This window comes from Sphingomonas chungangi, assembly GCF_013778325.1.
GTDB classification, from domain to species: Bacteria; Pseudomonadota; Alphaproteobacteria; order Sphingomonadales; family Sphingomonadaceae; genus Solisphingomonas; species Solisphingomonas chungangi.
This window is the reverse complement of record NZ_JACEIB010000003.1, coordinates 621,621-646,669: the sequence shown is the minus strand read 5'-3', so window position 1 is coordinate 646,669 and position 25,049 is coordinate 621,621. Positions and strand designations below refer to the sequence as shown.

Here is a 25,049-nt window from a genome sequence, read left to right as displayed (position 1 = left end):
TTCCTCGGCTCAGGCTGCGGTGCGGATGGAAGTGCGCGGACGGTCCCGGGCGTAGAAGGCCAGCTTGTCCTCATCGATGCTCATGCCGAAGCCGGGCCCCGCCGGCACCTGAAGCTCGAAATCGCGATACACGGGCTGCTCGACCGTGATCGTGTCAGCGAACAGCAGGGGGCCGAAGAGCTGGCATCCCCAGTGGAGGGCTCTCACGGTTGAGAAGAGCTGGGCGGATGCCGCCGTGCCGACGCCGCTTTCCAGCATCGTGCCACCGAACAGGGTGAGGCCCGCCGCCTCGGCAATGCTGGCGACCTTGCGGGTGCGCAACAGCCCGCCCTGCTTAGTCAGCTTGATCGAGAAGGCGTCAGCGGCGCGGACGCGCGCATAGGCGAGTGCGTCCTCCACCGTCTCAATGGCTTCGTCCGCCATGATCGGCACGGCGAAGCGTTCGGACAGCCGGCGCATCCCATCGATATCCGCTCGCGGCAGCGGTTGCTCCACCACCGCAATGCCCCCATCCTCCAGTCGCGCGATCCCGCGCGTCGCGGTCGACTCGTCCCAGCTCTGGTTGACATCGACATGGACGATCGCCCGATCGCCGACATGTGCCTTCACTGCGATCGCGCGGGCGACATCGCTGTCTGGCTCCGCCTTGCCGATCTTCACTAGGAAGCGGTTGTGCAGCCGCTTGTCGAGCATCTCGTCGGCGAGCGCGCAATCTGCGTCCGCCTCCCCGCCGCCCAGCACAAGCAGGATTGGCAGCGTGTCCCTTACGGCAGCTCCGAACAGCGCCGAGGCGGGTACCCCGAGGCGGCGCGCTGCGAGATCGACGCACGCCATCTCGATCGCCGCCTTCGCATAGCCATTGTCCTTGATCGTGACGTCCATCGCCGCGACCAGCGCCTCGAAGGCGGCGGGATCGCGCCCAATCAGGGCCGGGGCCAGATAGCGGTCGATGACGAGTTGGATCGCCTCGATCGTCTCCGCGCCGTAATGCGGGATGACCGACGCCTCGCCGAGCCCCTCGTGACCCTCCTCGTCGCGCACGCGCACGAGGACCAGGCTCTGCTGGTTGATCGTCGCCATAGCGAGCTTATGCGGTCTGATAGTCGGCAGGTCGAACACAACGGTTTCGATGGAAGCGATACGCATGGAGGGATCCTCGGCGTTTTCGGAAATCGGCGCGCTCAGCGGGCGGTCGCGCCTGGCTTGATCGCGAGCAGCACCACGATTGCGGAGAGCAGCAGCATCGCGCCGATAATTGCGAAACCTGGAAACAGGCTGCCGAGCGAGGTGCTCGACCAGCCTACGATGGTCGGGCTGACGAACCCACCGATCGCGCCGGCGCTACTGATGACGCCGATTCCCACCGCCCGGCTTTTCTCCGACAGGAGTGCCGGCGGCATGGTCCAGAAGACGCCGAGCGCGGCCCAGGCTCCGCTCGCGACCAGCGACATGCTGACGAGGATCGACGCGACGCCGGAGGGCAGTTGGCCGCACAGCATCAGCGCCGACCCAGCCACAGAGATCGCAGCCGCGAAATGCCACCGGCGTTCGCCGAAGCGATCGGAGCTGCGGCCCAGCAGGAAGGTGCAGATCATCGCCGTCAGGAAGGGCACCGATGTGAGCCAGCCGATCGTGCCGGTGCTAACGTGCAGGTTCTTGAGCAGGCTAGGCGTCCACAGCGCCACCGCCTGTGTGGCTGCCAAAATCGACAGATAGGCGAGCGCGAAAAGATAGACCCTGGGGTTCTTCAGCGCGTCCGCCGGACCGCCGCCGCCCGTGTCCGTCTTCGCGCGCTTATCAAACGCGAGCCTGGTCGCGAGCAGCGCCTTTTCCCCCGCGTCGAGCCAAGACGCCTGTTCCGGCCGGTCAGTGACCGCGAACAGGCAAACGAAGCCGAGCAAGATTGCGGGTAACCCCTCGTAGAGGAACAGGATCTGCCAGCCTCGCAATCCATAAAGTCCGTCGAGCGACATCAGCCAGCTGGAGATGGGGCTGCCGACGAGCCCAGCAACCGAAGCGCCCATCGCGAAGACCGAGGTCACGCGGCCCCGGATCGCCTCGGGAAACCAGTAGCTGAAATACAGAATGATACCGGGGAAGAAGCCGGCCTCGGCAGCGCCCAGCAGGAAGCGCATCACATAGAATTGCATTGGGCTGGAAACGAAGGCCATGCCGACCGTCAGCGCGCCCCACAGAACCATGATCCGCACGAAGGTCGATCGCGCACCGATCCGGTGCATGAGCATGTTGCTCGGCACCTCCAGCAGGAAATAGCCGGCGAAGAACAGCCCGGCCCCCACGCCGTAGACCGCATCGGAGAAGCCGAGGTCCGACGCGAACTGGAGCTTCGCGAAACCCACATTGATGCGATCGATGTAGGCGATGACGTAACCTAGCATCGCGAGCGGCACGATCCGCCAGACGATCTTGCGGTAAAGAGCCTTCTCCGCTTCCATAACGGATCGAACGTGCATAGCGGCGGCCCCGTCAAAGACTGCCGCGCAATCCTGCACCAAGCCTGTGCCCACCTCTCTCTCCCGCGCTGTTTTGCGGGAGAATGATTGCATCGTCGGGACTTATCGTGTCTAATAATCATTACGGCTATTTTATTTGGAAATCGTGATCAAATGGATTTGCGGCACCTGCGATCCTTCGTTGCTGTGGCGGAAACCCTGCATTTCAGCCGGGCGGCCGAGCGACTGCATCTCGTCCAGCCCGCAGTGACGCAGCAAATTCAGAAACTGGAAGCCGAACTCGGGGTGCGGCTATTCGAACGAGGTACCCGTTCAGTGCGGCTTACCAGCGTAGGCACAGAGTTTCTGCGGGAGGCGCGCGCGGCCGTTCAGCAGGCGGAGCGCGCCCGGCTCGTGGCGATGCGCGCGCAACGCGGCGAGGTCGGACACGTCGAATTATCCCATGCGAGCTCGATCGCCTTTTCCGGCATCCTTTCGCGGCTGCTGCGCACGGTCGCCCAGTCCGCTCCCGATCTGACGATCGGCGTAACCGAGGCCGATGCCGAACCTCAGATCCAGATGTTGCTGGATGGGGCGATCGATATCGCCCTGCTCCGCCTGCCGATCGGAACGCCGCCCAGAAGTCTCGTGATCGAGACGCTCCAGAGAGAGGCCGTCATGGCCTGCCTGCCAAGCGGCCACCCGTTGCTGGACGACAGCATCGCAGTGCACGATCTTGCACAAGAGGATTTTGTCGCCACGCACCTCCGCGAAGGATGGGGCTTTTTCGATACGCAGTTGCAAACGTGCCGGGTGGCCGGGTTCGAGCCGAGGATCATCTCGAGATCGCATCAGTTCGCCTCGATTGTCAGCCTCGTAGCCTCTGGCCGGGGCGTGGCATTGGTGCCGGAATCGATCCACCGTCTGCAGTTGCGCGATGTCGAGTATCGGCCATTACGGAAATCGACGCACAGGTCCGACATTGCGATGATCTGGCATGCGGAACGACTGACGCCGGCGATCCAACACATCGCCAAGCGAGCAACCGAACTGAACGAGCAGGGAATGTTCAAGCCACGGTGAAAGACAGCTGCTACATCGACGGCGGCGTCAGGAGCATGCTCAATGCCTGCTATCGAATGGCGCGATTGTATGCGCCGCAGGTGAACATCCTGACGAGGATACGCTGTTCGCCGGCTCGCCCGACGCTTTGGCGGCTGTCGTGTACGCCTATCTTCCCCTCGCGGACGCCGAAGCGGCAGGATCATTGCGGATCAGTGGAGACGGAACACTGGCGCGCCGCTTCGTAGATCTATTTTCGTTGCCCACGCCCGCCCCAAAACAGATTGCCTCAAGCGACTTCGGCAAAGTTGGGATCGGCAAGGATTGATTTGACGAAAGTGCCGCCGCCTTCGACGTGGCGAAGGGCCAATGTGTCGGCTCCTGTGACCAGATGCTCGGCGACATTTCACAGTCGGGTCTCATCGTAGCAAGACGTTTAAGTGCCTGCCGCTCGATGGCGAGATTTGGGTCGACTGCTGCCGAAGGCGGTCGACCGGCCATGGGACTTAGCCGAACGTTGGGTCGCGGGCGACGAATGCAGGTAGCTGCCGCTCGGTAATGAAGATTGGCTAACCCATAAAGGCCTATGTGCCACCGTCTGGCGTATGACAGATCGCCTCCACGACGAGGGAGAGGCGCGAGGCACGGAAGGCTGGCCTAATTCGGCCATGACGTTCAAGCTCCACTAGGCCATGCAGGGCGGCCCAGAAGGTTTCCGTGGCAAGTTCCGCATCCCGGCAGAAGGGAGCGATCGCCGCCATCAGAGCGCCGAACGTGTTGCGCAATTGCGGTGGCGTGTCCGATCGGGCGAAGCGCAGGCCGCTAGGCAATACGAACATCGCCTCATAGATCGCAGGCCGGCCGAAAGCGAAATCGAGGAAGGCGGTGACAACCGCCTCCAGCGCCTCGCGCGGGCTAAGGGATTCGGGAGCGGCGGCGCGCAATGCGTCCGCCATGTCCCCGAAGCCTTCGAGCGCAACGGCGCCGACGATCGCGTCCCGACTTGCAAAGTGCGAGTAGACCACCGGCTGACTGTATTCGATGTCTTGCGCGAGGCGCCGGATGGTAACCGCCTCCCAGCCTTCCTCCTCGGCGATTCTGCGCGCCGTAGCGATAATTCGGCCTTCACGCTCCGATTTCTCGCGGATTTTGCGTTCGCTGATGCCCAAAGCCCTAGACCTGCTGATTACGGTACATTCTAGCCACGCTAGAAAAACTCTCCATAAGATATTGAAGATCTAGCATCGCTAGGATATCTTGCGATCATAGGTTCAGCGGAAGGCTCCGTGCTTCACCGCACGGGGATAGTTGATGTGCAATCCGATCACTTCGCCACCCATTGAGCCTATCGCAGTTTGGCTAGCGGCAGCGGCCTTTGCTGCTGGCGGCATCGCCAACGCCACCGGCCATCCTAAAATTCGCGCTAGCTTCACCAACCTCGGCTTTCCCGGCTGGTGGTGCTGGGTCACGGCCGTGCTCGAATTAGTCACTGCGGGGCTGCTGCTCCCGCCGGCCGGCCGGCTTATCGGCATCGCTCTGGGAAGCTGCATCATGGCTGCCGCAATCGCCGCGATCGTCGCACGCCGGCTTTACCGCCATCTGCCGCCGCCAGTTCTATTCCTGTTTCTCTTGGCATTGGCCGGTCTCGGCCACGCCGCCTGAACGTTCCCGACCACTCAACCAAGGAAAACCGCTATGACCGAAACCGCTATCAAGACCGCCGTCGTCTACCACTCCGGGTACGGCCATACGCTCCGCATGGCTGAAGCGGTCGCTCAGGGGGCGGGCGCCGAGCTGCTGCCGATCGATGCCGAAGACAATCTTTCCGACGAGCAATGGGAGGTGCTGAACACCGCCGATGCGATCATCTTCGGGTCACCAACGTACATGGGCGGGCCGAGCTGGCAGTTCAAGAAATTCGCCGATGCCTCCTCCCGCGCATGGTTCGAGGCAAAGTGGCAGGACAAAGTCTTCGGCGGCTTCACCAACAGCGCCAGCCTGAACGGCGACAAGCTCAACACGCTGAACTATTTCGTGCTGCTTGCCGGGCAGCATGGCGGGCTGTGGGTGTCGCTGGGCCTCAAGCCGGCCAACGTGAAGGCCTCTGTCCGCGACGATATCAATCGGATGGGCTCCTATATCGCGCCAATGGCGCAATCTGACGCCGATTCCACGCCCGAAGAAATGTCACAGGGCGACCTGGAGACGGCGCGCCACTATGGCACGCGTGTTGCTGAGGTTGCGCAGCGGAATGCCATTCGGTGCTAACTTCGGTCACCACTGCCTTGGAGTGGCCGCTTTCCGGAGGGTCGAGAGGGCTGCGTAGACAGCGGTCACTGGTCGGATGGAGACGTCAGCAGGTCTGCGAAAGGCGCTGCAAAAACCAGCGCCCCGCCGGTCCGGGCAGCGCGTTCGACAAGTAGACTGCCTGGAAGGGCATGATGCCAGCCGCCGGCCCCTCAATGACAATTGGAACGAGGCGACCAGCGGCGATATCGTCCTCGACGAGCCAGCGCGGCATGTGCCCCCACCCAAGCCCCGCCCGCAGGAACGCCAGCTTGGCGCCGAGGTCGGACAACCGCCAGATATTCTTTCCCTGCACCCCATAGTCGGTCCCGTCGGTCAGTCGGGAGCGGTCGGTCAACACGAGCTGGGTCTCGTCGAGCAGCATGCGCAGCGGCACGACGCCGTCCACCATCGCCAGAGGCGAATCCGGAGCCAAGACAGTCAGAAGCTCCTCGCTCATCAACGGCTCTGCCGACAGGCTTGGCGGCGGGAACGGCAGTGTGCCGGTGATCCCGACGCTACAGATGCCGTCCAGCACCAACTGCGCGACGGCGCCGAGCGCTTCCACATGGAGCTGCAGTGGCGTGCTCGGAAAGGACCGTTTGAAATCGGTAACGCCGGCGGTCAGGCGCGGCTGGGGAAACATCACATCGACGACGATCGCGAGTTCGGCCTCCAGCCCGTCGGCAAGGCTCCTGGCACGCGCCCGCATCTGATCCGCATCGGTGACGATGCGACGCGCATCGGCGAGAAGGCTCGTCCCCTGGGCCGTCAGCACCGGGTAGCGACCGACACGTTCGAACAAGCGCACGCCGAACTGGCCCTCGAGATTGGCGATCGTCCGGCTGACGACCGACTGCGCGCGCCCCAGCATCCGCCCGGCTGCGGAGAAGCTGCCGCTGTCGGCCGCGGCGACGAATGTCCTCAGTTGATCGAGCGATAAGCCATCTAGCATCCATCGGTTCTGTAGATAGATATTATCTGAATATATAGGCTACTGCGAGATGTGGTCGCAACCGACATGCCCTCTCGAAGGAGCATGTCATGCCGAACGCACTCGTCATTGGCGCCACTGGATTTGTGGGTGGGCGGATCGCGCACCACCTCGCCGAACACGGCTGGGCCGTCAGCGGGCTGGCCCGATCGGCGAGCGCGATCGCGCAGCTCGAAAAATCCGGCATTGATGCCGTCGCGGGCGATGTGGAGTTCGACCTGGATGCCGTGGTGACTGCGTCGCGGGAGCACGACGTCGTCATCTATGCCGCCCAGATCGCGCCGCCCGTGGAGCTGGTGGCGGTCTCCGGCTTGATCTCGGGCCTGACGGGCAGTGGCAGGACGTTTGTGCTCCTCTCGGGATCGGGCGTTCTGTGTCAGCGGACGGCGGGCGCTTGGAGCGCCGACAGTTTCGCGGAGGACGACGCCTTCCTGCCGGAACCGCTGGCCGAACCGCGTGTCGAAGCCGAGCGGCTCGTCCGCGCGGCGTCGTCAAACGGGTTGAGGACGATGGTGGTACGGCCGCCACTGATCTGGGGGCCAGGCGACCACGGCCATGTGCCTATGGTCTACAGATCGGTCTCGGCGACCGGCAGCGCCTGTTACGTCGGTAATGGCCTCGCGGGTTATGGCCACGTCCATGTCGATGATGTCGCCGCCTTGTTCCTGCGCGCGATCGAGGCGGGCAAGCCGGGCACGCTCTATCACGGGGTAGCCGGCGAACTGCCGAACCGCTGGATTGCGGAGGCCGTGGCGCGCGATCTCGGCGTGCCGACCCGGTCGGTCTCTATGGAGAAGGCTGCCGAGATCTGGGGTGAGTTCGGCGCGCTGATCATGAGCGTGTCCAGTCGGATCCGCGATGCCGCCACCCGCGCCGCGCTCGGATGGGTGCCCCGCCATACCGACATGCTGTCCGAAATCGGCGAACCGCGCCTGCGCGCGCTGGCCGCATCCATCACAACCAAGGAGTGAGACATGAACACGCATCAAGGCAAGATCGCGATCGTTACCGGCGGCCGGCAAGGCATCGGCCGTGGCATCGCCGAGCTTTTGGCGCAGCGCGGCGCGACCGTCGTGATCGTCGGTCGCGAGGATGCGACGGAGGCGGCGAATGCGATCGGCAACGGCGCGGTCTCAATCGCAGCCGATGTCTCCGACGAAGCGAGTTGGGCGACCGTGGCCGAAGAGGTCAAGCGCCGGTTCGGCAAGGCCGATATCCTCGTTCATGCCGCCGGAATCTATCCCGTCGCAACGATTGATGAGATGACGCTCGAAGGTTGGCGCAAGGTGTTCGCGGTCAATCTCGATGCGCACATGTTGGCTGCGCGCGCGATCGCGCCGCTCATGCGCAAGGCCGGCGGTGGTGCCATCGTGGCGATTGCGTCGGACGCGGTCGGCCTGGTCACCCCGCCGGGGATGGGATTCTCGCACTATGTCGCATCGAAGATGGGCGTCGTCGGGCTGGTACGCGCGCTTGCCAACGAGTTGGCGGCCGACAACATCATCGTCAACGCGGTGCATCCCGGGATCACCGACACCGAAGGCGCCAGCGGCATGCCCGACGAGCAGAAGGCGCAGGTCTACATGACCCAGGCGATCAAGCGCCTCGGAAAGCCCGCCGACATTGCGGGGCCCGTGGCTTTCCTCACCAGTGACGATGCCCGCTTCGTGACCGGACAGACATTGGCGGTAGACGGGGGATTGATGAGGCTCTGAGACAATCGGCCGAGGCGGACAATGTTATGCCGCTTGTCCGCCGATCGCGTGATCCGACGGCCGGTTTCGGGGGATAAGTTCGGGTCAACGGATGCCTCGAACTGGTCGACAAGCGACGCCGGCTCGCGGGACGAGGCGGCCGTTGGCGCAAATATCGATCCTCGGCGCGGAACGCACAGCCGTGGTAGATAGCGCTTGGGCGACTTTCGGAGGCACGTTGCCGGGGCGCTACACAGGGCGGCGGTTGATTGCCGGCCTCAGCGAGCAAGCCGAAGCCTCAGACCGTCGATCATCGCGTCCAGACCGAATCCGAAGGCGGTCTCGGCATCATATGCCAGCGCACCAGACCCCGCCGGAGCTGCCTCGTGCGCCTGCTGCTCGAGCGCGCTCGCCAAGGCGAACTGGCCAGTCGTCAGCAACGCCAGCCGGGCATCGGTTTCCAAAAACCCGGCGCGTCGCAGATAGGCGATCTTGAGCAGGATATTCGCTTCCGCATCGCTTTCGGGCGTGGAACCGGCGTGCAATCTCGCACCGTCCCGGCACGCGAGCAGGGCGGCGCGGAAGCTTCGCGCATTGTCTCCAAGCCAGTCCGCCCAGCGATCGGTATTATCCGCTACCGGCAGCACATGGTGCCTGGCGACCATCTCCAGCGCCATCGCCGACATCAACGCTGCTTTCGTGCTGAAATGCCAATAGAGCGTCGGCGACTCGACACCGAGGCGCAACGCCAGCTTGCGGGTCGTCAGGGCGTCGAGCCCGATTTCATCCAGCAGAGCCAGGCCAACATCGATAATTTCCTCGCGACGGATCTTTGCCATTTCTCTACCGTTGATAGATTTATCTATCGTTGATATATATAACCCTCTCGCGCGTCGGCGTCGATTGGTCCGTAAGCGCCTGATGCCTCCATAAGGAGAATCCTGATGCAGATCGATTGGGACGTTCCCATCCCCATGGAAGACGGCACGCTGCTGCGCGCCGATGTCTTTCGGCCTGATGGCGCGGGTCTATATCCGGTAATCATGACGCACGGAGTGTATGGCAAGGGACTGCCGATCGAACGGTTCCGGCAGAGATTGCTCGCCCAGCGCGAACGACACCCTCTGCTGAAGCAGGACGATCTGACCGGCGCCGATCTTGCGGACGCCATGACCGGCGGATCAGGCGACGACATCGCTTCAGACGATTACCGGGTTTGGGAAGTCGTCGATCCGCTTCACTGGGTGCCAGCAGGTTATGTCTGTGTTCGCGTCGATTCACGGGGTTCAGGGCGTTCGCCAGGTCGGCTCGACCCGCTCTCTCCGCAGGAAATCCGCGACTATGCCGCGTGCATTGAGTGGGCTGGCACGCAGCCTTGGTCGAACGGCAAGGTCGGGCTGTGCGGCAAGTCCTATTACGCCATGTCTCAATGGCTGGTCGCCGCGCTGAAGCCGCCGCATCTGGCGGCGATCTGCGTATGGCACGGCTGGAGCGACTGGTATCGGGACGCCACGCGTCACGGCGGCATCCTGTACCGTTTCTGGGAGAATTTCTGGTATCCGGAGCTCGCACTCCCGGTCCAGAACGGTGCCGACGCCGGCGTCAATCCACACAACGGTCTGGCGATCGCCGGCGCGTGCCTCGATGTTGAGACGCTGGTCGCCAACCGCGCCGATATCGTCGAGGATATCCGCACGCATCCTTTCGACGACGATCATTATTACGGCGTTCGCACGCCAGACCTGAAAGCGGTCGACGTGCCGCTGCTGGCGAGCGCGGACTGGTCCGATCATGATCTCCATCTGGCGGGCACGATCCGTGGGTATCTGGAGTGTGCCAGCCGGGAGAAGCGGCTCGAAATCCACGCCGGCGGCCAGTTCGACGACGCGCCGTTCGTGGCGTTTCAGCAGCGCTTCTTCGATCACTATCTTAAGGGAGAGGGCGATTGGCTTTCGCAGCCGCCGGTGCAACTGGCGGTCCGCCAGGCCGATGGCGGCAGCCGGATCGCGGTCGCGGATGGGTGGCCGATACCGGATACGCGCTGGACCAAGCTGCATCTGGATGCGGCTGGGCTGCGCCTCGCCGACCGGCCGCCGATGCGACGGGCGGAGGCAAGCTTCGAAGCGGGCGGCGATGGCCTCGTTTTCGAAACTGCACCGTTTAACGAGGACATACTCGTCGCAGGGCCGATCGCGGCGACGCTCCAGCTCTCTTCCGACACGGCTGATGCCGACCTTTTCCTAGTGCTAGATGCCGTCGATGCGGAGGGCAAGCGGGTGGAGCTTCGCGATCATCGGGGTGGCCTCACCTCTATGACCGTGGGGTGGCAGCGCGCCTCGCACCGCGCCTTGGAGCCGAAGCGGAGCACGATCGGCGCCCCATGGCCTAGCCATCGCCATGCCGAACCCCTGGTGCCGGGGCAAATCTACGAGGTCCACGTCGCGTTGCGGCCGGGCTGTCTCTACCTGCCTGCCGGACACCGGCTGCAGTTGACCGTGCGCGGCAACGGGCCTGGCCATGACGATCCAGTCGACCGCCCGGCCGCGTTGTTCGACAATGAAGTCAAGCTTCACACCGGGCTGGACGCCCCTGCGACGCTGATGCTTCCGGTCGTCCCGCCATCGGTGCTCCGCTACCTCTAGGCACGCGGCGCGTCGCCATGACCCGGATCGAAGAGAGTGTCGACGATACGTCGGCTGCCACGATGTGGTTCCGCGCCGGCATCGCAATGCTCGGCGCGTTCACGACCATGCTCGCGTCGACGATGACGAACGCCGCGCTCCCGGCGCTCTCGTTGGATCTGCACGCATCGGAGGCGGCGTCGGCATGGCTGGTGAGTGGTTATCTTCTCGCATTGGCCACAGGCGTTCCTATGAGCGCGTGGGCTTCGCGACGCGTCGGGCCAACGCGATTGTGGCTGATCGGCCTTACCCTGTTTGCAGTTTCCTCGGCGACCTGCGCGGTGGCGCCGAACATGGCCGCGTTGATCGGCGCGCGTATGGTACAGGGGCTGGTCGGCGGATTGCTGGTCCCGGTCGGGCAGACGATCATCGGCCTCGTCGTCAATCGCCAGCGGCTTGGGCGCATTATAAGCATGATAGGAATCGTCATCGTGGTCGCGCCGCTGCTCGGCACGTCGCTCGGTGCGCTGATAGTAGATCATGGCGGCTGGCGAGCGATGTTCTGGGCGTCGGTGCCGCTCTGCGTCGTAGCGCTGGGTTTGGGGTTGCGCTTCTTGCCGAAACTAGAAACCGGCGGCTCACCCTCGCTCGATTGGATCGGCGCGCTGCTGATCCTTGCAGGCCTGCCATTGACGCTTCTCGGCGTAACGAGCGGCGCTTTGCCGGGCGCGCTTTCGTGGCGCGTGGGCACCCTGGTGGCGGGAGTGCTCCTGATTGTCGGCTTCAGCATTCGTACGCTGCGTGCCGATGCACCGCTGCTGAACCTCAACCTGTTAGCCGACCGCAGCTTCGCCGCCTGTGCGGCGATCATGGCGATCGGCGGAGCGGTGAGTTTCGGCGGTCAGTTTCTGCTTCCGCTATACTTCATGGAGGTTCGGGGAGAAACGCTGCAGGCGACTGCGGTATCACTGATCCCTCAGATACTGGGCTCGATGGTCGGATTCCCGTTCGCGGGATGGCTCACCGACCGATACGACGCCCGCCTCGTGCTCGTGTCGGGCGGCATTCTCGCCGCGCTATCCACGATACCGTTGGCCATAATCGGGGCTCAGGCAGGTAATGTTTCGGTCGAGCTGCTTATCGCCGTGCGCGGTTTCGGGGTGGCATTGGCAACGACACCGGCGATGATCGCCGGACTGGCGATCGTCGAGCGTCGGCATTTCAGCCACGCAGCGCCGATCCTCAACATTTTTCAAAGGCTGGGGGCCGCCTTCGGGACCGCGCTTATTGCCAGCGTCTATGGAAGAGGCGGGTCGATGAGCGCGTTGACGCGGTTTCATCACTCCAGTCTCTGTCTTGCCGCACCGGCCGCCCTGATCGCGGTGGCCGCCATCGTGATAACACGGTCGCCAGCCGGGCATTCCTCGGCACGAGGCGCCGCCGCGCTGAAAAGAAACGCATGACGAACGCGAACGGAGTCGCCATCCTGCTTTAGCCGCGGCCGGCTCAGTCGGCGAACAGCCTGAACCTATGGACGTTAGGAGAAGTGCTATGGAATTCGACCGTCGTGATTTTACTTCCGCTTTGCTGGCCAGCGGCGTCGCTCTGGGCGCAAGCGCAGCACTCGGTGCGACGAAACCGAAGCAACGAGCCGACAATGTGGTACTCGTCCATGGCCTGTTCGCCGATGGTTCGTCCTGGATAGACGTCATTCCGATCCTGCAGGCGCGTGGTCTGAACGTCACCGCCGTCCAGAATCCGCTGACCAGTCTGCCCGATGCGGTGGGCGCCTGCGTCCGGGTTCTCGATCGCCAGACTGGCCCGACCGTTCTCGTCGGCCATTCCTTCTCCGGCATGATCGTGACCGACGCCGGCACCCATCCAAATGTTTCGTCGCTGGTTTATGTTGCGGCCCGCGCTCCCGATGCGGGTGAGGATTATGCCGCGCTTGCAGCCAGATATCCCTCGCCGCCGGCATCGACAGGGATCGTCTTCGATGGTGACGAGGGACGTTTGAGCGAAGAGGCGTTTCTTCGTGACTTTGCACCGGACCTGCCGCGCGCAAAGGCTCGCGCGCTATATGCGGCGCAGTGGCCGTTTCGGAAGACGTTGACGACGGGCAGGGCCATGAACGCCGCGTGGCGATCGAAACCGTCTTTCTATGCGGTTTCGACCCAGGACCGTGTGATCGATCCCGACCTTCAACGGTTCATGGCAAAGAGAATGAACGCAAAGACCATCGAACTTCGCTCGAGCCACGTCTCGTTGCTGTCGCATCCGCGCGAAATCGCCGGACTGATCCTCGACGCAGCGGGACGCGGCTGAAGAGGCCGCGGACCTGAAAGGAGTTGAACCATGGTCTTTCGCGAGCAAAGGATCGCTACCAACGGCACGGAGCTGGTCCTCGCCACCGCCGGCGAGGGACCGGCCGCGCTGCTGATTCACGGCTGGCCGCATGACTGGCGCATCTGGGAAGGGGTCGGCGCGCGACTCGCGGACAGGGGCTACCGCGTCATCGCCCCCAATCTGCGGGGAATAGGCGGCAGCACCTCCTCCGACAGCGGCTACGATATCGCGACGCTTGCGGATGACATGGCCGGCATCCTCGCCGCGCTCGGTATTGACGACGCTCTCGTCGCGGGGCTCGATGCGGGCGCTCCGGTGAGCCTGATGCTGGCATTCCGCCATCGCGCGCGCGTTCGCTGCCTCGCCTTGTCGGAGAGCCTGATCGGCGACCTGCCCGGAGCGGAGGACTTTCTCGCCAGAGGCGTGCCGTGGTGGTTCGGCTTTCACGCTATACCGGGCCTCGCGGAAAGCGTGGTCGAGGGGCGCGAGGCGCAGTATCTCACCTGGTTCTACGACAATGACGGCAACGGCGGTCGCAACGTGACAGCCGATCTCCGCAAGAAATTCGTCGCCGCCTATACCGGCCGTACGGCGCTGCGCAGCGGTTTCGAACTATATCGTACACTTCCCGCCAACGCGCGCCTCATCCGCGATGCGATCGCCGTAGCGCCGTTGTCGATGCCGGTGCTGGCGATGACTGGCGGCGTGGTCGGCGACGCCATCGCCCGGCAGCTTGAGACTGTCGCGACGGATCTCAAAGTGATCCCTATCGAAGCCACCGGCCATCTCGTCCCGCTCGACCAGCCTGATGCCGTCGCTCGAATTCTGATCGATTTCGATCGACGCACATGACCGTGTTGGAAAGAACGGGTCGCACGGGCACCCCGGCCCTGGCCCTACTCGCGTTCGGAGCCCCGATCTGCGTGATCCTGAGCTTAAGCGTCCATGTGGTGATGCTTCAGATTCTGCACATCCCCTATCCCGCCATGACCACCAATCCCGGCCGGATCGCGATGCTGTATCCCTTCTCCCAGGTGCTAGGGGCGGTGCTGCTGACGGGCATGCTCGCCGCGAACCGCCCGCACTGGGCCGCGGCGCGCCTTTGGGTCGTCCTGGGGACGCTCTTCTCGGCTCTGAACGGCGTCGTCCGCGGCGCGCTCATGGAAGGGGTGACGACCACAGGGTATATCGCGCGCGCCGCTTCACTCGCAGAGCAGCTTGCGATCAATTTCGCCCTGGCCGGTGCCGTCGTCGCACTGACGCGTCAGATGCGGAGGCCCGCGCTGCAAGCGATTGCGGCCGTCGCTTTGACCGCGCTGTTGATCTTCGCAATCCAACCTCTGATCCATACTGTCTTCGCGCCGCTGCGCGACTGGGCGTCCGCCTACGCCCGACCCGAGGCCTACAGGATGCCATACGGGCCGAACGTGCTTGTGCCGAGTTACGTGTCGTTTCTTGAAACGGTCAGCGCCTGCCTCGCTGTCGCTTTCCTGGCGGGCCGAAACGGACCGTTGCTTCGGAGCTTGGCGCGTCATGCCGGAATTATACTTCTGGTCCGCGGCAGCCTCATTGCCATGTTCGTCTTCGGTCCTCTAAGTGGCGCGACCGCCGCAGCCGGACTACTCAGCATGAGCCAGTTCTTCCTGCAGGATTTCGTTTTGGTATTCACGACTTTTGGTCTTGCTTGTCTGGCGATGCGGGCCGCGTAAACAAATGCCCCATCTGCTTTCGAGTCAGATCTCATCGGCATCGAGCGACCTACATTGGAGCGCGTTGCTGCCAGACGGCTTCGCAACAAGCGAGCGGCAGCTTCCGGCATAGGCCGCCGTTGGAAGCCCGACCGGCGAGCGGCGCATTATGGTCGATAGGCGACGCCGGCTCGCGGGACTTTACGGTCAGGCGATGTTGGGCAGCGAAACCGAGAAACCGGTCATTCAACTACGTTCGGAAGCGGAGCGCTTCCATAACGGCGGAAAAAGCGGCTGAGGGCTGTCTTCTGCTTGGGTAGAACAGATGATAGCCCGAATAGGAGGGACACCAGTCCTCTAGCACCGTCCTCAGAGCTCCGCGCGCGACGTGCGGCATGATCTCCGCTTCGGGCACGAATGCGAGGCCGAAGCCGGCGAGAGCGGCGTCGATCATCAGGCCCGTGCTGTTGAACACGCACTGCCCTTCCACGCGGACGTTCAGCGCACGGCCTCCCTTCTCGAATTCCCAGACGTAGAGCCCGCCGCGCGTCGGCAGCCGGAGATTGATGCAGCGATGATCCACCAGCTGCTGCGGCTTCCGGGGCGCGCCATGCTTCGCGATGTAACTCGGAGAGCCGACGACGACCATACGCTCGTCGGGACCAATCGGCACCGCGATCATGTCCTTGTCGATGATTTCGCCAAGGCGCACGCCGGCGTCGTAGCGCTCCGCGACGATATCCGTCAGTCCGTAGTCAACGACGATCTCGATGCCGATGTCGGGGTTGGCCCGCAGCACGTCGACCAGCCGCGGCCACAGCGTGGACTTTGCCGCATGCTCGTCCGCCGTGATGCGGACGGTGCCGGAGGGTTTGTCGCGCAATGCGCCGATGGCAGCGATCTCGTCGCGGATCTCGGCGATACGCGGGGCCACGCCATCGAGCAGGCGCGTGCCGGCCTGCGTGGGCGAAACGCTGCGTGTCGTCCTGTCGAGAAGACGCAACCCGATCTTTTCCTCCAGACTGCGAACCGTCTGACTTAGCGCCGATTGCGATACGCCGAGCTTGGCAGCAGCGCGGGTGAAGCTGCCCTCCTGCGCGACAGTGAGCAGCACTTCGAGATCGTCGATGCTTTCGCGCGGCATGTCATCCCCGGCTCGGTTCCAGAAGCTCCGCTTATAGGATCATCCCGATTATGGCGACTAATCGCTCGGTCCCCGTGCGCCTAGATGATCCAGCGAACGGCGTCGCCCGAGGAGCATCGATCATGAACCCAACCTACGACTTCAACGGACAGGTCGCCCTAGTCACCGGGGCGGCCTCCGGCATGGGCGCGGCGACCGCACGCGCGTTCGCAGAGGCCGGCGCCGCGCTCGTCCTCGTTGACCGCGACGAAACCCGGCTGGAGGAGATCGGCCGTGCGATCACCTCTGCCGGTGGGAAGGCCATCACGCTGGCCGGCGATGTCGCGGACGAAGACCTCGCGAAGGCGGCGGTCGGGCGGGCGATCGCCGAGTTCGGCCGGCTCGACATGGCCTACAACAATGCCGGCATCCTCGGGCCGATGTGTCCGATGCCGGAGGAGACCGGCGAGGGCTATGACGCGGTCAATGCGGTCAACCTGCGTGGCGTCTGGACCTTTCTGAAGCACGAGCTGATCCAGATGCGGAAGCAGGGTGCTGGCGCCATCGTCAACTGCTCGTCGCTTGGCGGTCTCGTCGGTCTGCCCGGCCGTGCCGCTTACCATGCCACCAAGCATGGCGTGATCGGGCTGACCAAGAGCGCCGCACTCGACGTCGCGGCAGAGGGCATCCGTGTAAATGCCATCTGTCCCGGCTGCATCGACACGCCGATGGGCGACGGGATCGAACCCGAGGCGATGAAGGCGTTCCTTGCCGATCAGCCGATCGGTCGCGCCGGCAGGCCCGAGGAGGTCGCCTCAGTGGTGCTTTGGCTGTGCAGCCCGGCCGCAAGCCTGATCGTTGGCGTAGCGCTGCCGGTCGATGGTGGTTTCGTCGCGCACTGATTGAGGAAGATTGACCATGGCCACCGAGCCGACAAACGCCCGAGCCTCGTTCGGCGACATCGCACCGCACCTTGCCGAGATCACCGACAAGGTGCTGTTTCGCGATGTCTGGGAGGACTCGGCGCTGACGCCCCGCGATCGCAGCCTCGTTACGATCACGACTCTGATCGCGATGTATCGGACCAACGAGATGCCTTTTCATCTCAAGAAGGCGATCGAGAACGGGCTTACCCGCGACGAGATCATCGCGACGATCACGCACCTCGCCTTCTACGCCGGCTGGCCGCCGGCGATGACCGCGCTTCCGATCGCGAAGGCGGTGTTCGAGGAATCTGGCGTCTGATCGCGCCTGACAAGGAGACAAGACCATGAAGCTCATGCGCGCCGGATCGCAGCCCTCGCAAACGGGCCCCGAGGCCAACTTCACCGGAACGGTGCGGATCGATCCGCTCAACGCGCCGCCCGAGCCTGCGCGGCACAGTTGCGCAGCGGTCACCTTCGAGCCCGGCGCTCGGTCGGCCTGGCACACTCACCCGCTCGGCCAAACACTCGTCGTAACTGCCGGCTGCGGCTGGACCCAATGCGAAGGCGAGCCGATCGTCGAGATCCGCGCCGGTGACGTGATCTGGTGCCCTCCTGGCCACAAGCACTGGCACGGCGCAACGCCGACCACGGCGATGACGCACATCGCGATCCAGGAGGCGCTCGACGGCAAGAACGTGATCTGGATGGAGAAGGTCACCGATGACGAATACCAGGTCGGACAAAGGTCGAGCGGCGGATCCTGATCAAGTCTGCAAGTGGCAGCTTCCAGGACGCCGAACCAATTTACCGTACGGCAACATCTGGTCGGTAACGGCCCGGCAGGCTCCCTCGCCGAAACCCGCTGGTCGGTGAACAACATGCTCCATGGCGCGACCGACCGGAAAGGCTGGATAACCGTGGTCGCCACCGTCATGCTTCGACCCAGACGCTTCTGAATTCTTCCTCGTTGACGGGCTCACGCCAGATGATACCCGAAGCAGTGTTGACGAGCAGAATTCCAGCGCTGGGCAGGAGGCGGTCCTCAGCGCCCGCGATATCCGTATTCCCGAATGCTGATTCATCATCGCCCACAGACATCCGTACAACTTTCAGTAGCGCCTCGGCCCTCTTATCATCCCTCCCGTGCTCGGTAACGCCTTGCCACAAGGTCAGGCCTTCCGCGGTGGCTGGCTCCGCACGGATAACGCCCTCTCTCCAAAAGAGGTTGAAGTAAGCGGAACCGATTGTGCCAGGCAGCCGCACGACTGTCTCTAGATCCCGGCTGAGCCGGTGGAGAACCGCAGCTTCCCCTTCTGGTGCCCCACGTACGATTGCGGCTGCCGTATCATCGATCAAACCGTCGGCTTCGAAGATGCTCAGCCTCGACTTCAGAACGCGACGACACGCATTCACGACGGGCGCCCTGTAGAGACGTAGATTCTCTACCGGTTCATCGCCTCGTACAACATCGGTCAGCCTTCCGGGCCTGAGCGCCTCGTCAAGTCCGTGATAATCTATGTTGAGCGTCGGCTCCTTCGATTGTCCGATGGATCGCGCGTCGATGCAGATGCCAGCGATCACGACGCTCGCGCCAGCCCTTCTGGCTGCGGCGATTCCCAACTGGGCTGCCTTACGCGTCGCTTCGACCCTGCTGGCGATACGCGCACGATGCCTCCAGACCCACTGCGCGCTCTTGACGATGGTCTTGGCGAACCTCTCGATCGAGAGCCCGGGCGCCGAACAGAAGCGGGCGGCGTCGATGTCCTCCAAGTCGCACCGGAGGATCGCACCGCCAAGCTCGGGATGTGGTGGGAAGTCAAGCAGGTGGCGGATCATCCCTCGATCGCCGATCTGGACGGGAAGCGGCAGGCCAAGGTTCTTCGCCGAGCTAGATGACGCTCCACTATAGATGAAGCCACGCAAGAAGCTCAGATTAAAGCCATGCGCGTCACGAGGGACCGTCTGGATGGGATGCAGCCCCTGGAGTTGCGAGCGGCATACATACGTCTGGCCGGCGATCTCGAGACTTCCGGGGCGGCCGACCACCACCGGCGTGCCATGGGGCAGCGTGAAACCCGCGCTCTTACCATCCAGGGCCTTCCTGAGAGCCCATGCAGACTGGACGATCTGGTCGTCGGTGGGAGTGTCAGCCGTACCGCCCGCCATCCGCATGTCGATGGTGAGGACGGCGACGAGAGCAGCCGTCATCTCCCTTGAGACACTGCGGGAACCGGCTTTCTCCATGAGCACGGCGCGCACATGCGCAACCATCTCAGCCGAAAACTCGCTCGGGCAAATTCGCCCGTCGGTCATAGCAGCGGCATCTGCGTGTCGGGCTCATTCTCCACCGGAGGCGGTGCCTTCCTGGCTCGTCCGCCGGTTTCCTTCTCCCGATCCTCCCGCAGCGACACGAACCGGGCCATGCCCAACATCACGAACAGCATCGCGATCGACATGGCCCGTCGGGCGAGCCCCGCGCCCCATCGACCGGGATCGCGGACTAGGAGTAGATCGGCGAGGGCGGCGATCAGTCCGAGCCCGCGACTGGAAATCCAGCCGGGCGTCACGGGTGATGGTGCGCCTGACGAGCAGGGTTGCGGGTTACCTGCCATCGACACCTCCTCGCTTGTTCGAGGGGGCTCGATCGATTCGGATTGGAATATCGCGGACCGTGCCATGGCCTGGGGGCGGCAGTGGCTCATATGTCGCCAGCACCGCGTAGCGTCGCCAATCATTCAGGGCTAGGGCGAGCTGGCGCAGCATGTCATGCCCGGCAGCATCGTGCGCGACCGCCCGCGCGTTATCGGGGGAGGCGCCGCGGGCCAGCCCGACCCGCAAATTCTCGGGGTCGGCGATGAGGACGATGCGGCCCTCGGCGAGGTCAGTTGTCAGCAAACGATATGCTGGACGAACGGAAGGACCGAGCGATCCGGACATCGGTTCGAACGCGGCGACGATGCGCTGACGCTCCCGGCGAGCCAGCGCCTTCCCCTCCCGATCCTCATGTTCCTTGCGATTCCAGAAGTCCCTGACTTCGGCCAGCATGGCCTCGAACATCGGATCCTTTCGTGCGACAGCGACAGCGTCCCGGAAAGTGGGCTCGCGGGACACCATCTGCGTGCCGATGTCGTGCAGGTTCGTATCGGGCCTGCGCTCGCTGCCGGACGTCAGCTCATGCCTGGCCGCGTCGAGCATCGCACGATAGCGTTTAGCTAGGATCGACTGGATTTCCGCATCCTCGCTCATACGGTCGAGCGCCGTCAGGAAATCACGATCGCTCCGACTGCCGTCACGGACATGCAGTTCGAACAGTGGCGCGGTTTCGGAGGAAGTCTTGCCCGGCCGGACGCGAAGCGGAAGGAAGCGGTGACGATCGAGTTGCTCGGCGATCGATTTGATCAGCGCGATCCTCGCGGGATCGCGCTCGGTATGCGGCCGGGCGGGGTTCGCAACGATTGCCGTCCCGATTTCGTCGATCAGGCGGATGCCGAGGCCGGCGGCGCGATCCGCGCATCGCGCCTTGAAGGCGTCGGTGCCCCTGATCTGCACGCGACTCCACCGCCCGGCCGCCATCGTCAGAGCGAGGTCGAGACCGTCCCGATCGGCGGGGCGATGGACGAGGATCAGGTTGCGATGGTCGCTGACCACCAGCCGATCGGCATGGTCATAATATCGCGTCGCCCAGCCGACATGCTCGGCTCGCAGCGATGCAGGCGGTGACCAGGCACGCTCGACCACGCCCGGCTCCGGCATCAGCAGCGACGGTGAGGCGACCGGCGGCGGCAAGGCCGGCGCTCCTGCCTTGCTCCACGCCTCGGCGGTGGTGAAGCGCGCGGCCGTACAATCCTTGATCGCCAGAGCGAAGGCGACCCCGATCGCCGCCTTCGCGGCGTCATGCTCCGCACGTATCGCCTGCCGTATTGACCGGCTGGCTGCGATGGTCGTGTCAGCCAGCCGAGACGTTGTCTGCACGTCGAGAGCCTGCTGGGCCGTAGCCCGATCTGTCCTGAGCCGGGCCAGTTGCGCCTTATGCGCGTCGCGGTAGGCTTCGAACGCAGGCACATGATCACGCGCATCCGGCTCGAACGAACCCCAGCGCGTTTCGAGCTGGCGGAGCGCGAGGCTGTCGTCGACAGCCGAAGCCTTGGCCGACACGTCGCCACGATGGATGCGGGCTCCACTTCCCTTCTTGCGATAGGTGACATCAAGGTCGTTCATCTGACGATGGAACTGCTGCCAGTTCGTGGCTCGCTCGGCGGCGCGACGGACATCCTCGCGGATGCCCATTAGATCATGGGACAGGGCACGCCGATCGCGCGGCGAAATGAACCGTCCATCGGCGTCGCGGACCATCACTTCGCTGACCGGATCAACCCGCCTCTCGCCATCGGGCGTGTCGATGAAACGGCAGGCCTTCGCATCGTACACTGCACCGTCACGGGCATAATAGAGCGCGCCCGGATTGGCGGACCAGCCGTGCCGCTCCTCGAGGATGGCGATCGCCTGATGGAGGTCCTCGAGCAGCCACTCGCTTCCGTCCACGCGGAGCGTCACGGGATCGACGCGCAGCGATGCGAGATGCAGATGCGGGTTGGGCGTGTTGACATGCTCGGCCCCGAGCGTCTTGGCGACCTTCAGGCCTGCCACAGCCAGTACGGTGTCGATCACGTCGTCCAACTGACCGACCGTTGGGCGCTCGTCTTCTTCCCAGCTGAGGATGATGTGGACCATCGGATAGCGGACACGGGGCGCGGCATGCGCGACGGCGAGCATCTCGGTCTGCCAGTCGGTAAGGTCGTTGCCGACCAGATTGCGGGTGCTGATGTGCCCCGCCTTCTCGCCGGGCTCGACGCCATTGGCTTCGGCGTGGACTAGATATTCGCTGAGCGACCGCACCCGGTCGCGTGTCGCAAGCGCCATCGCCCATGGATCGGCGTCGATGACATAGCGGGTCAGCGCATGGACATCGTCGCGCAGCGGTCGAAACCCTCGACCCCGCTCCATCTGGATCAGCTTTACGATCACCGGGCGCTCTCCGCGCGGGCGAGCGCCATGAGATCTTGCAATGCCGATACGATCCCGGCGCACAGATCGGGATCGCAATCGCCGATCGTATCGAGCCGATGGCGGAGCGCGATCACCTGCGCGAGGCTGGCGAGCATCGGCCTGTCCTCAATGACGCCGCCGAGCACACGGGCGCGCACGAGATCGTGCCGCGTCAGCCCGGCGCGGGCGGCAGCGGCCTCGAGCATCCCGGCCTCGCTCGGTGACAGATGCAGCGTGACCGAAACGCGCCTGTCGATCAGTTTTCTGCTCACCCTCTGCCTCCTTGCAAGCGAGAAGGTTCTCCGCCGAGCGACCGGGGTCTGGTTCCAGACCCCATCCTGCTCACCGCTTTCCTTCCCCAATGCCGGCAGGCGGCCCGCCGACTGGCCGTCGGCAAGCGCTTCACCTCAGCCGCCGTGGCGGCGTTTCTCGATCGTGCCACGGCCAGGGCATCGCGCCGGTCGCGAAGGCAGCACGGATCGCGTTGCTCGACCGCGATGCGGGCGGGCATGTTGCCGCTCTGGATCGCGGCAACCCAGCTATGCGGGAACCAGCCGCGCCCCGGCCGCACAGCGTGCAGGGCATCGCGGCCGGGGCGCTCACGCCACGATGCCCGGAACCGTCGCGATAGCAGGCAGGATTGCGACGGCCGGAATGCTTGTCGCAGGTCGTTACGACGGGCGGCCGATCGGTCTTTCGAGGTGCGCCCTGTCCGCGAGGAGATACGACAGGATCGGTGCGGCACAACCGCCCCGATGGTGCCGAACGGGTTGCAAATGACCTGACTGTCGAGGTGCGCGGCAGATGCACAGGACGATGCACGACACACTCTGGTGGCGGGCTGATGGCGGATGCACGATTGGCGATCCGGTCCCGTCCCGACACCGTCACCTGGCCGTAGGATCGCCCGTTTCGGAGGCTGCGCCGTGCAGGGGCAACATGCAGGCTGACGCCGCAGCATGAATCGGGCAACACCCGGCCCGTCGTGCCGGAGCGGTTTCCGGCAATTGTTCTGGATCAGGCGTTCGACCGGGCCGGCACCCAGGCGTTCAGAACGGTCGCCCACGGCAGGATATACGGGACCGCACGCCGCCTGCAACGATGTGCCGCCGGAGGGGGCTTCGAGCGCTGCATTCGACTGACAACACCATGTCGGCGAACGGAGGCCGTACGCCCTATCGAAACCGCGATCCTCGTTGCCGCCATCCGCACTACTCCCGGCCGTAAAGCCGTCGGCATATCCGCCGAGCGGGAGTGCGCCGATGCGGGCGACGGCGGCTCTCGCGCGGTATTGGGACAGGGACGAGGAGGTGCACATCGTATCCGGGTCGGGGATGGCCGCCGCACCGTCAACAGCCTAGAATATATATGTTCTTCACCAGGGGTCATGAGGGGTCAGGCGGATCGGCCGACCTTTTCGAAGGCAGCGTCCGGTGCATATCCGTTTCCCGGAAGGGAGACGAACATGGCAGCACATGGGGATAAATGGCGGCGTGAACAGGCCGTGCGCCGACTCGCGGCGCCGGTCACGAACCGTCGCACGACCGGCACGCTTACCGGCAAGGTGGAAGAGTGTTTCGACGAGATCATGGCGGCCCGGCGCCGTGGCATGTCGTGGAAGCAGATCGCTGAAGCGCTCGGCGGCGAAGACCCACTCAACCCGGAATCGGTCGAGAGTGCGTTCCGGCGGATCTGCGAAGAGCGTGGCGTCGCCTCGCCCACGCGCGGGCGCAAGACGAAGAAGATCACGGAGCCGAGTGCGTCGACACCCGTCACACATAAGCCGCGCGAGGCCATCAAGCCTCAGCCTGTCCAGCACGACGGTCTGTCCGGCCATCAGCGTTGGGTGGACAATGGCGATGACTGAGAAACGCGTCGTGCATGTGCTGACGACCGTCAAAGGCGGGGCGGGGAAGACCGAAACGACCGACATGCTCGAGGCGGTGCTCACGCTGACCGGGCACCGCTGCACTCTCGTCGATGTCGACGACGGCAACCGCGGTCTCGCTCGTCGGGTGGGGGTGGACAATGTCGTAAAGCTGGATTGGACCAGCGGTATTGAGGATGCTCCCGGCTGGGTCGCGCAGTACGGGAGCGACAGCGCGCATCATCTGCTGTTCGATCTCGGCGCCGGCATTAGCAGCTCGGACACTCCAGTTATGGCCTTCCTGCAAACAGTGTGGCGGATGCTGCATAACGAAGGCGCGAGGATCATCTTCTATTGCATCGTTTCGACGAACGCGCCGACCAGCCGATTCGTTGAACGGATGGTGTCCACCTACGGCAAGATCGGGACGATCCTCATTGTCCACAACGACCAGGATGGGTCGCGCGCCTTTCCCGCCGACATCGCCAACCGGGCTGAGCCGCAGATCGACCTGCGCCATCAGGCCCCTGGCATTCAGGAAGTGCGTCTCAGGCATCGCGCTCGACTCAGCGCTGTCATCGCAAATCCTCTGCCAGGCTATCGGCTGGCGACGGCCCTGATGGCGACACGGGTCCATGCTTTCGCACGCCAACTCGCCGCCGTGTCCATCATCGACCCAGCCAGCCTTGCCGCACTCGATGGTGGGTCGCCTCCCGTGCCGAGGTTGATGTATTCTACCCGTCGGTCGAGCGATGCGACCGACGAGCGCATCCTTTGCAATGGTAAGTTGCACGATGCGCACCACGCTTTGCTGGCCAATGGCCTCTCGGACTCGGAGTTGCTTACCGCTGCCAAGGCCTATCGAGCAGCTTGCGCAAGCTGGCAATCGCGCTGAGCTTCAGTCGGATTTTTACCAACCGAAGGCAGAATGAACGCGTGACGG

25 protein-coding genes are annotated in these 25,049 nt (G+C 64.1%); 15 read left to right on the top strand and 10 right to left on the bottom strand.

From position 1 onward, the window contains the following. Positions 1 to 9: 9 nt before the first annotated feature. Together HZF05_RS07310 and HZF05_RS07305 are read right to left on the bottom strand one after the other, a co-directional pair. The gene (locus HZF05_RS07310; RefSeq protein WP_160363696.1) at positions 10 to 1,146 is read right to left on the bottom strand and encodes a muconate/chloromuconate family cycloisomerase; all 1,137 of its coding nucleotides are present in this window, start codon (positions 1,144 to 1,146) and stop codon (positions 10 to 12) included. 35 nt (positions 1,147 to 1,181) lie between these two features. Beyond that, positions 1,182 to 2,474 carry an MFS transporter gene (locus tag HZF05_RS07305; protein ID WP_181638813.1) on the bottom strand — a complete coding sequence of 431 codons (1,293 nt, stop codon included), beginning with the start codon at positions 2,472 to 2,474 and terminating at the stop codon, positions 1,182 to 1,184. Between the two features lie 153 nt (positions 2,475 to 2,627). Between HZF05_RS07305 and HZF05_RS07300 the strand changes: the two genes are divergently transcribed. Beyond that, the gene (locus HZF05_RS07300; RefSeq protein WP_160363694.1) at positions 2,628 to 3,536 is read left to right on the top strand and encodes a LysR family transcriptional regulator; all 909 of its coding nucleotides are present in this window, start codon (positions 2,628 to 2,630) and stop codon (positions 3,534 to 3,536) included. Positions 3,537 to 4,099: 563 nt separating this feature from the next. Here the strand turns inward: HZF05_RS07300 and HZF05_RS07290 are convergent. Continuing rightward, positions 4,100 to 4,684: a TetR/AcrR family transcriptional regulator gene (locus HZF05_RS07290; RefSeq protein WP_160363693.1), complete on the bottom strand. Its 585-nt coding sequence runs from the start codon at positions 4,682 to 4,684 to the stop codon at positions 4,100 to 4,102. 142 nt (positions 4,685 to 4,826) lie between these two features. Between HZF05_RS07290 and HZF05_RS07285 the strand changes: the two genes are divergently transcribed. Together HZF05_RS07285 and HZF05_RS07280 are read left to right on the top strand one after the other, a co-directional pair. Next, entirely contained in the window at positions 4,827 to 5,177 is a 351-nt protein-coding gene (locus HZF05_RS07285) for a DoxX family protein (RefSeq protein WP_160363692.1), read from the top strand. Positions 5,178 to 5,210: 33 nt separating this feature from the next. Next, complete coding sequence (locus HZF05_RS07280) at positions 5,211 to 5,783, top strand: flavodoxin family protein (protein WP_160363691.1); 573 nt, start codon at positions 5,211 to 5,213, stop codon at positions 5,781 to 5,783. 85 nt (positions 5,784 to 5,868) lie between these two features. Here HZF05_RS07280 and HZF05_RS07275 read toward each other — a convergent pair whose 3' ends face one another. Beyond that, complete coding sequence (locus tag HZF05_RS07275) at positions 5,869 to 6,756, bottom strand: LysR family transcriptional regulator (protein ID WP_160363690.1); 888 nt, start codon at positions 6,754 to 6,756, stop codon at positions 5,869 to 5,871. Positions 6,757 to 6,845: 89 nt separating this feature from the next. Here HZF05_RS07275 and HZF05_RS07270 point away from each other — a divergent pair, with 89 nt between their 5' ends. Together HZF05_RS07270 and HZF05_RS07265 are read left to right on the top strand one after the other, a co-directional pair. Beyond that, positions 6,846 to 7,766, top strand: coding sequence for an NAD-dependent epimerase/dehydratase family protein (locus HZF05_RS07270; RefSeq protein WP_160363689.1), 921 nt, complete (start codon positions 6,846 to 6,848; stop codon positions 7,764 to 7,766). 3 nt (positions 7,767 to 7,769) lie between these two features. Further along, positions 7,770 to 8,510 carry an SDR family NAD(P)-dependent oxidoreductase gene (locus HZF05_RS07265; RefSeq protein WP_160363688.1) on the top strand — a complete coding sequence of 247 codons (741 nt, stop codon included), beginning with the start codon at positions 7,770 to 7,772 and terminating at the stop codon, positions 8,508 to 8,510. 257 nt (positions 8,511 to 8,767) lie between these two features. Here HZF05_RS07265 and HZF05_RS07260 read toward each other — a convergent pair whose 3' ends face one another. Next, complete coding sequence (locus HZF05_RS07260) at positions 8,768 to 9,328, bottom strand: TetR/AcrR family transcriptional regulator C-terminal domain-containing protein (protein WP_160363687.1); 561 nt, start codon at positions 9,326 to 9,328, stop codon at positions 8,768 to 8,770. Between the two features lie 105 nt (positions 9,329 to 9,433). On the opposite strand from HZF05_RS07260, the gene HZF05_RS07255 reads away from it, so the two are divergent. The 5 genes from HZF05_RS07255 (at position 9,434) to HZF05_RS07235 (ending at position 15,165) form a co-directional block, all read left to right on the top strand. Then, on the top strand, positions 9,434 to 11,131 hold the full coding sequence (locus tag HZF05_RS07255; protein ID WP_160363686.1) for a CocE/NonD family hydrolase: 1,698 nt from the start codon (positions 9,434 to 9,436) through the stop codon (positions 11,129 to 11,131). A gap of 17 nt (positions 11,132 to 11,148) precedes the next feature. Beyond that, the gene (locus HZF05_RS07250; protein ID WP_220129735.1) at positions 11,149 to 12,573 is read left to right on the top strand and encodes a DHA2 family efflux MFS transporter permease subunit; all 1,425 of its coding nucleotides are present in this window, start codon (positions 11,149 to 11,151) and stop codon (positions 12,571 to 12,573) included. An 88-nt stretch (positions 12,574 to 12,661) separates the two neighbouring features. Then, positions 12,662 to 13,435, top strand: coding sequence for an alpha/beta fold hydrolase (locus tag HZF05_RS07245; RefSeq protein WP_160363685.1), 774 nt, complete (start codon positions 12,662 to 12,664; stop codon positions 13,433 to 13,435). 30 nt (positions 13,436 to 13,465) lie between these two features. After that, positions 13,466 to 14,308, top strand: coding sequence for an alpha/beta fold hydrolase (locus HZF05_RS07240; RefSeq protein WP_160363684.1), 843 nt, complete (start codon positions 13,466 to 13,468; stop codon positions 14,306 to 14,308). Continuing rightward, complete coding sequence (locus tag HZF05_RS07235; RefSeq protein WP_160363683.1) at positions 14,305 to 15,165, top strand: hypothetical protein; 861 nt, start codon at positions 14,305 to 14,307, stop codon at positions 15,163 to 15,165. Before HZF05_RS07240 ends, HZF05_RS07235 begins: the two co-directional genes overlap by 4 nt. Positions 15,166 to 15,394: 229 nt before the next feature. On the opposite strand, the gene HZF05_RS07230 is transcribed toward HZF05_RS07235, so the two are convergent. Further along, positions 15,395 to 16,288, bottom strand: coding sequence for a LysR family transcriptional regulator (locus tag HZF05_RS07230; RefSeq protein WP_160363682.1), 894 nt, complete (start codon positions 16,286 to 16,288; stop codon positions 15,395 to 15,397). A gap of 122 nt (positions 16,289 to 16,410) precedes the next feature. On the opposite strand from HZF05_RS07230, the gene HZF05_RS07225 reads away from it, so the two are divergent. Genes HZF05_RS07225 through HZF05_RS07215 form a run of 3 tightly spaced genes read left to right on the top strand, consistent with a single transcriptional unit; the run spans position 16,411 to position 17,957 of the window. Further along, the gene (locus HZF05_RS07225) at positions 16,411 to 17,169 is read left to right on the top strand and encodes a glucose 1-dehydrogenase (RefSeq protein WP_160363681.1); all 759 of its coding nucleotides are present in this window, start codon (positions 16,411 to 16,413) and stop codon (positions 17,167 to 17,169) included. A 16-nt stretch (positions 17,170 to 17,185) separates the two neighbouring features. Next, on the top strand, positions 17,186 to 17,512 hold the full coding sequence (locus tag HZF05_RS07220; RefSeq protein WP_160363680.1) for a carboxymuconolactone decarboxylase family protein: 327 nt from the start codon (positions 17,186 to 17,188) through the stop codon (positions 17,510 to 17,512). Positions 17,513 to 17,537: 25 nt separating this feature from the next. Beyond that, positions 17,538 to 17,957 carry a (R)-mandelonitrile lyase gene (locus tag HZF05_RS07215; RefSeq protein ID WP_160363679.1) on the top strand — a complete coding sequence of 140 codons (420 nt, stop codon included), beginning with the start codon at positions 17,538 to 17,540 and terminating at the stop codon, positions 17,955 to 17,957. A gap of 166 nt (positions 17,958 to 18,123) precedes the next feature. On the opposite strand, the gene HZF05_RS07210 is transcribed toward HZF05_RS07215, so the two are convergent. Genes HZF05_RS07210 through HZF05_RS07195 form a run of 4 tightly spaced genes read right to left on the bottom strand, consistent with a single transcriptional unit; the run spans position 18,124 to position 22,511 of the window. Continuing rightward, positions 18,124 to 19,506: a hypothetical protein gene (locus HZF05_RS07210; protein WP_160363678.1), complete on the bottom strand. Its 1,383-nt coding sequence runs from the start codon at positions 19,504 to 19,506 to the stop codon at positions 18,124 to 18,126. Then, on the bottom strand, positions 19,503 to 19,805 hold the full coding sequence (locus HZF05_RS07205) for a hypothetical protein (RefSeq protein WP_160363677.1): 303 nt from the start codon (positions 19,803 to 19,805) through the stop codon (positions 19,503 to 19,505). Before HZF05_RS07205 ends, HZF05_RS07210 begins: the two co-directional genes overlap by 4 nt. Then, positions 19,795 to 22,218 (bottom strand): relaxase/mobilization nuclease domain-containing protein, encoded by a 2,424-nt coding sequence (locus HZF05_RS07200; protein WP_160363676.1) that lies wholly within the window; start codon positions 22,216 to 22,218, stop codon positions 19,795 to 19,797. Before HZF05_RS07200 ends, HZF05_RS07205 begins: the two co-directional genes overlap by 11 nt. Continuing rightward, positions 22,215 to 22,511, bottom strand: coding sequence for a plasmid mobilization protein (locus HZF05_RS07195; protein ID WP_160363675.1), 297 nt, complete (start codon positions 22,509 to 22,511; stop codon positions 22,215 to 22,217). Before HZF05_RS07195 ends, HZF05_RS07200 begins: the two co-directional genes overlap by 4 nt. Before the next feature lie 1,193 nt (positions 22,512 to 23,704). Here HZF05_RS07195 and HZF05_RS07190 point away from each other — a divergent pair. Then, a complete protein-coding gene (locus HZF05_RS07190; protein ID WP_160363674.1) occupies positions 23,705 to 24,106 on the top strand; it encodes a hypothetical protein in 402 nt (133 codons plus the stop codon). Then, positions 24,099 to 25,001 (top strand): hypothetical protein, encoded by a 903-nt coding sequence (locus HZF05_RS07185; protein WP_160363673.1) that lies wholly within the window; start codon positions 24,099 to 24,101, stop codon positions 24,999 to 25,001. Before HZF05_RS07190 ends, HZF05_RS07185 begins: the two co-directional genes overlap by 8 nt. The last annotated feature ends 48 nt before the right edge of the window (positions 25,002 to 25,049 follow it).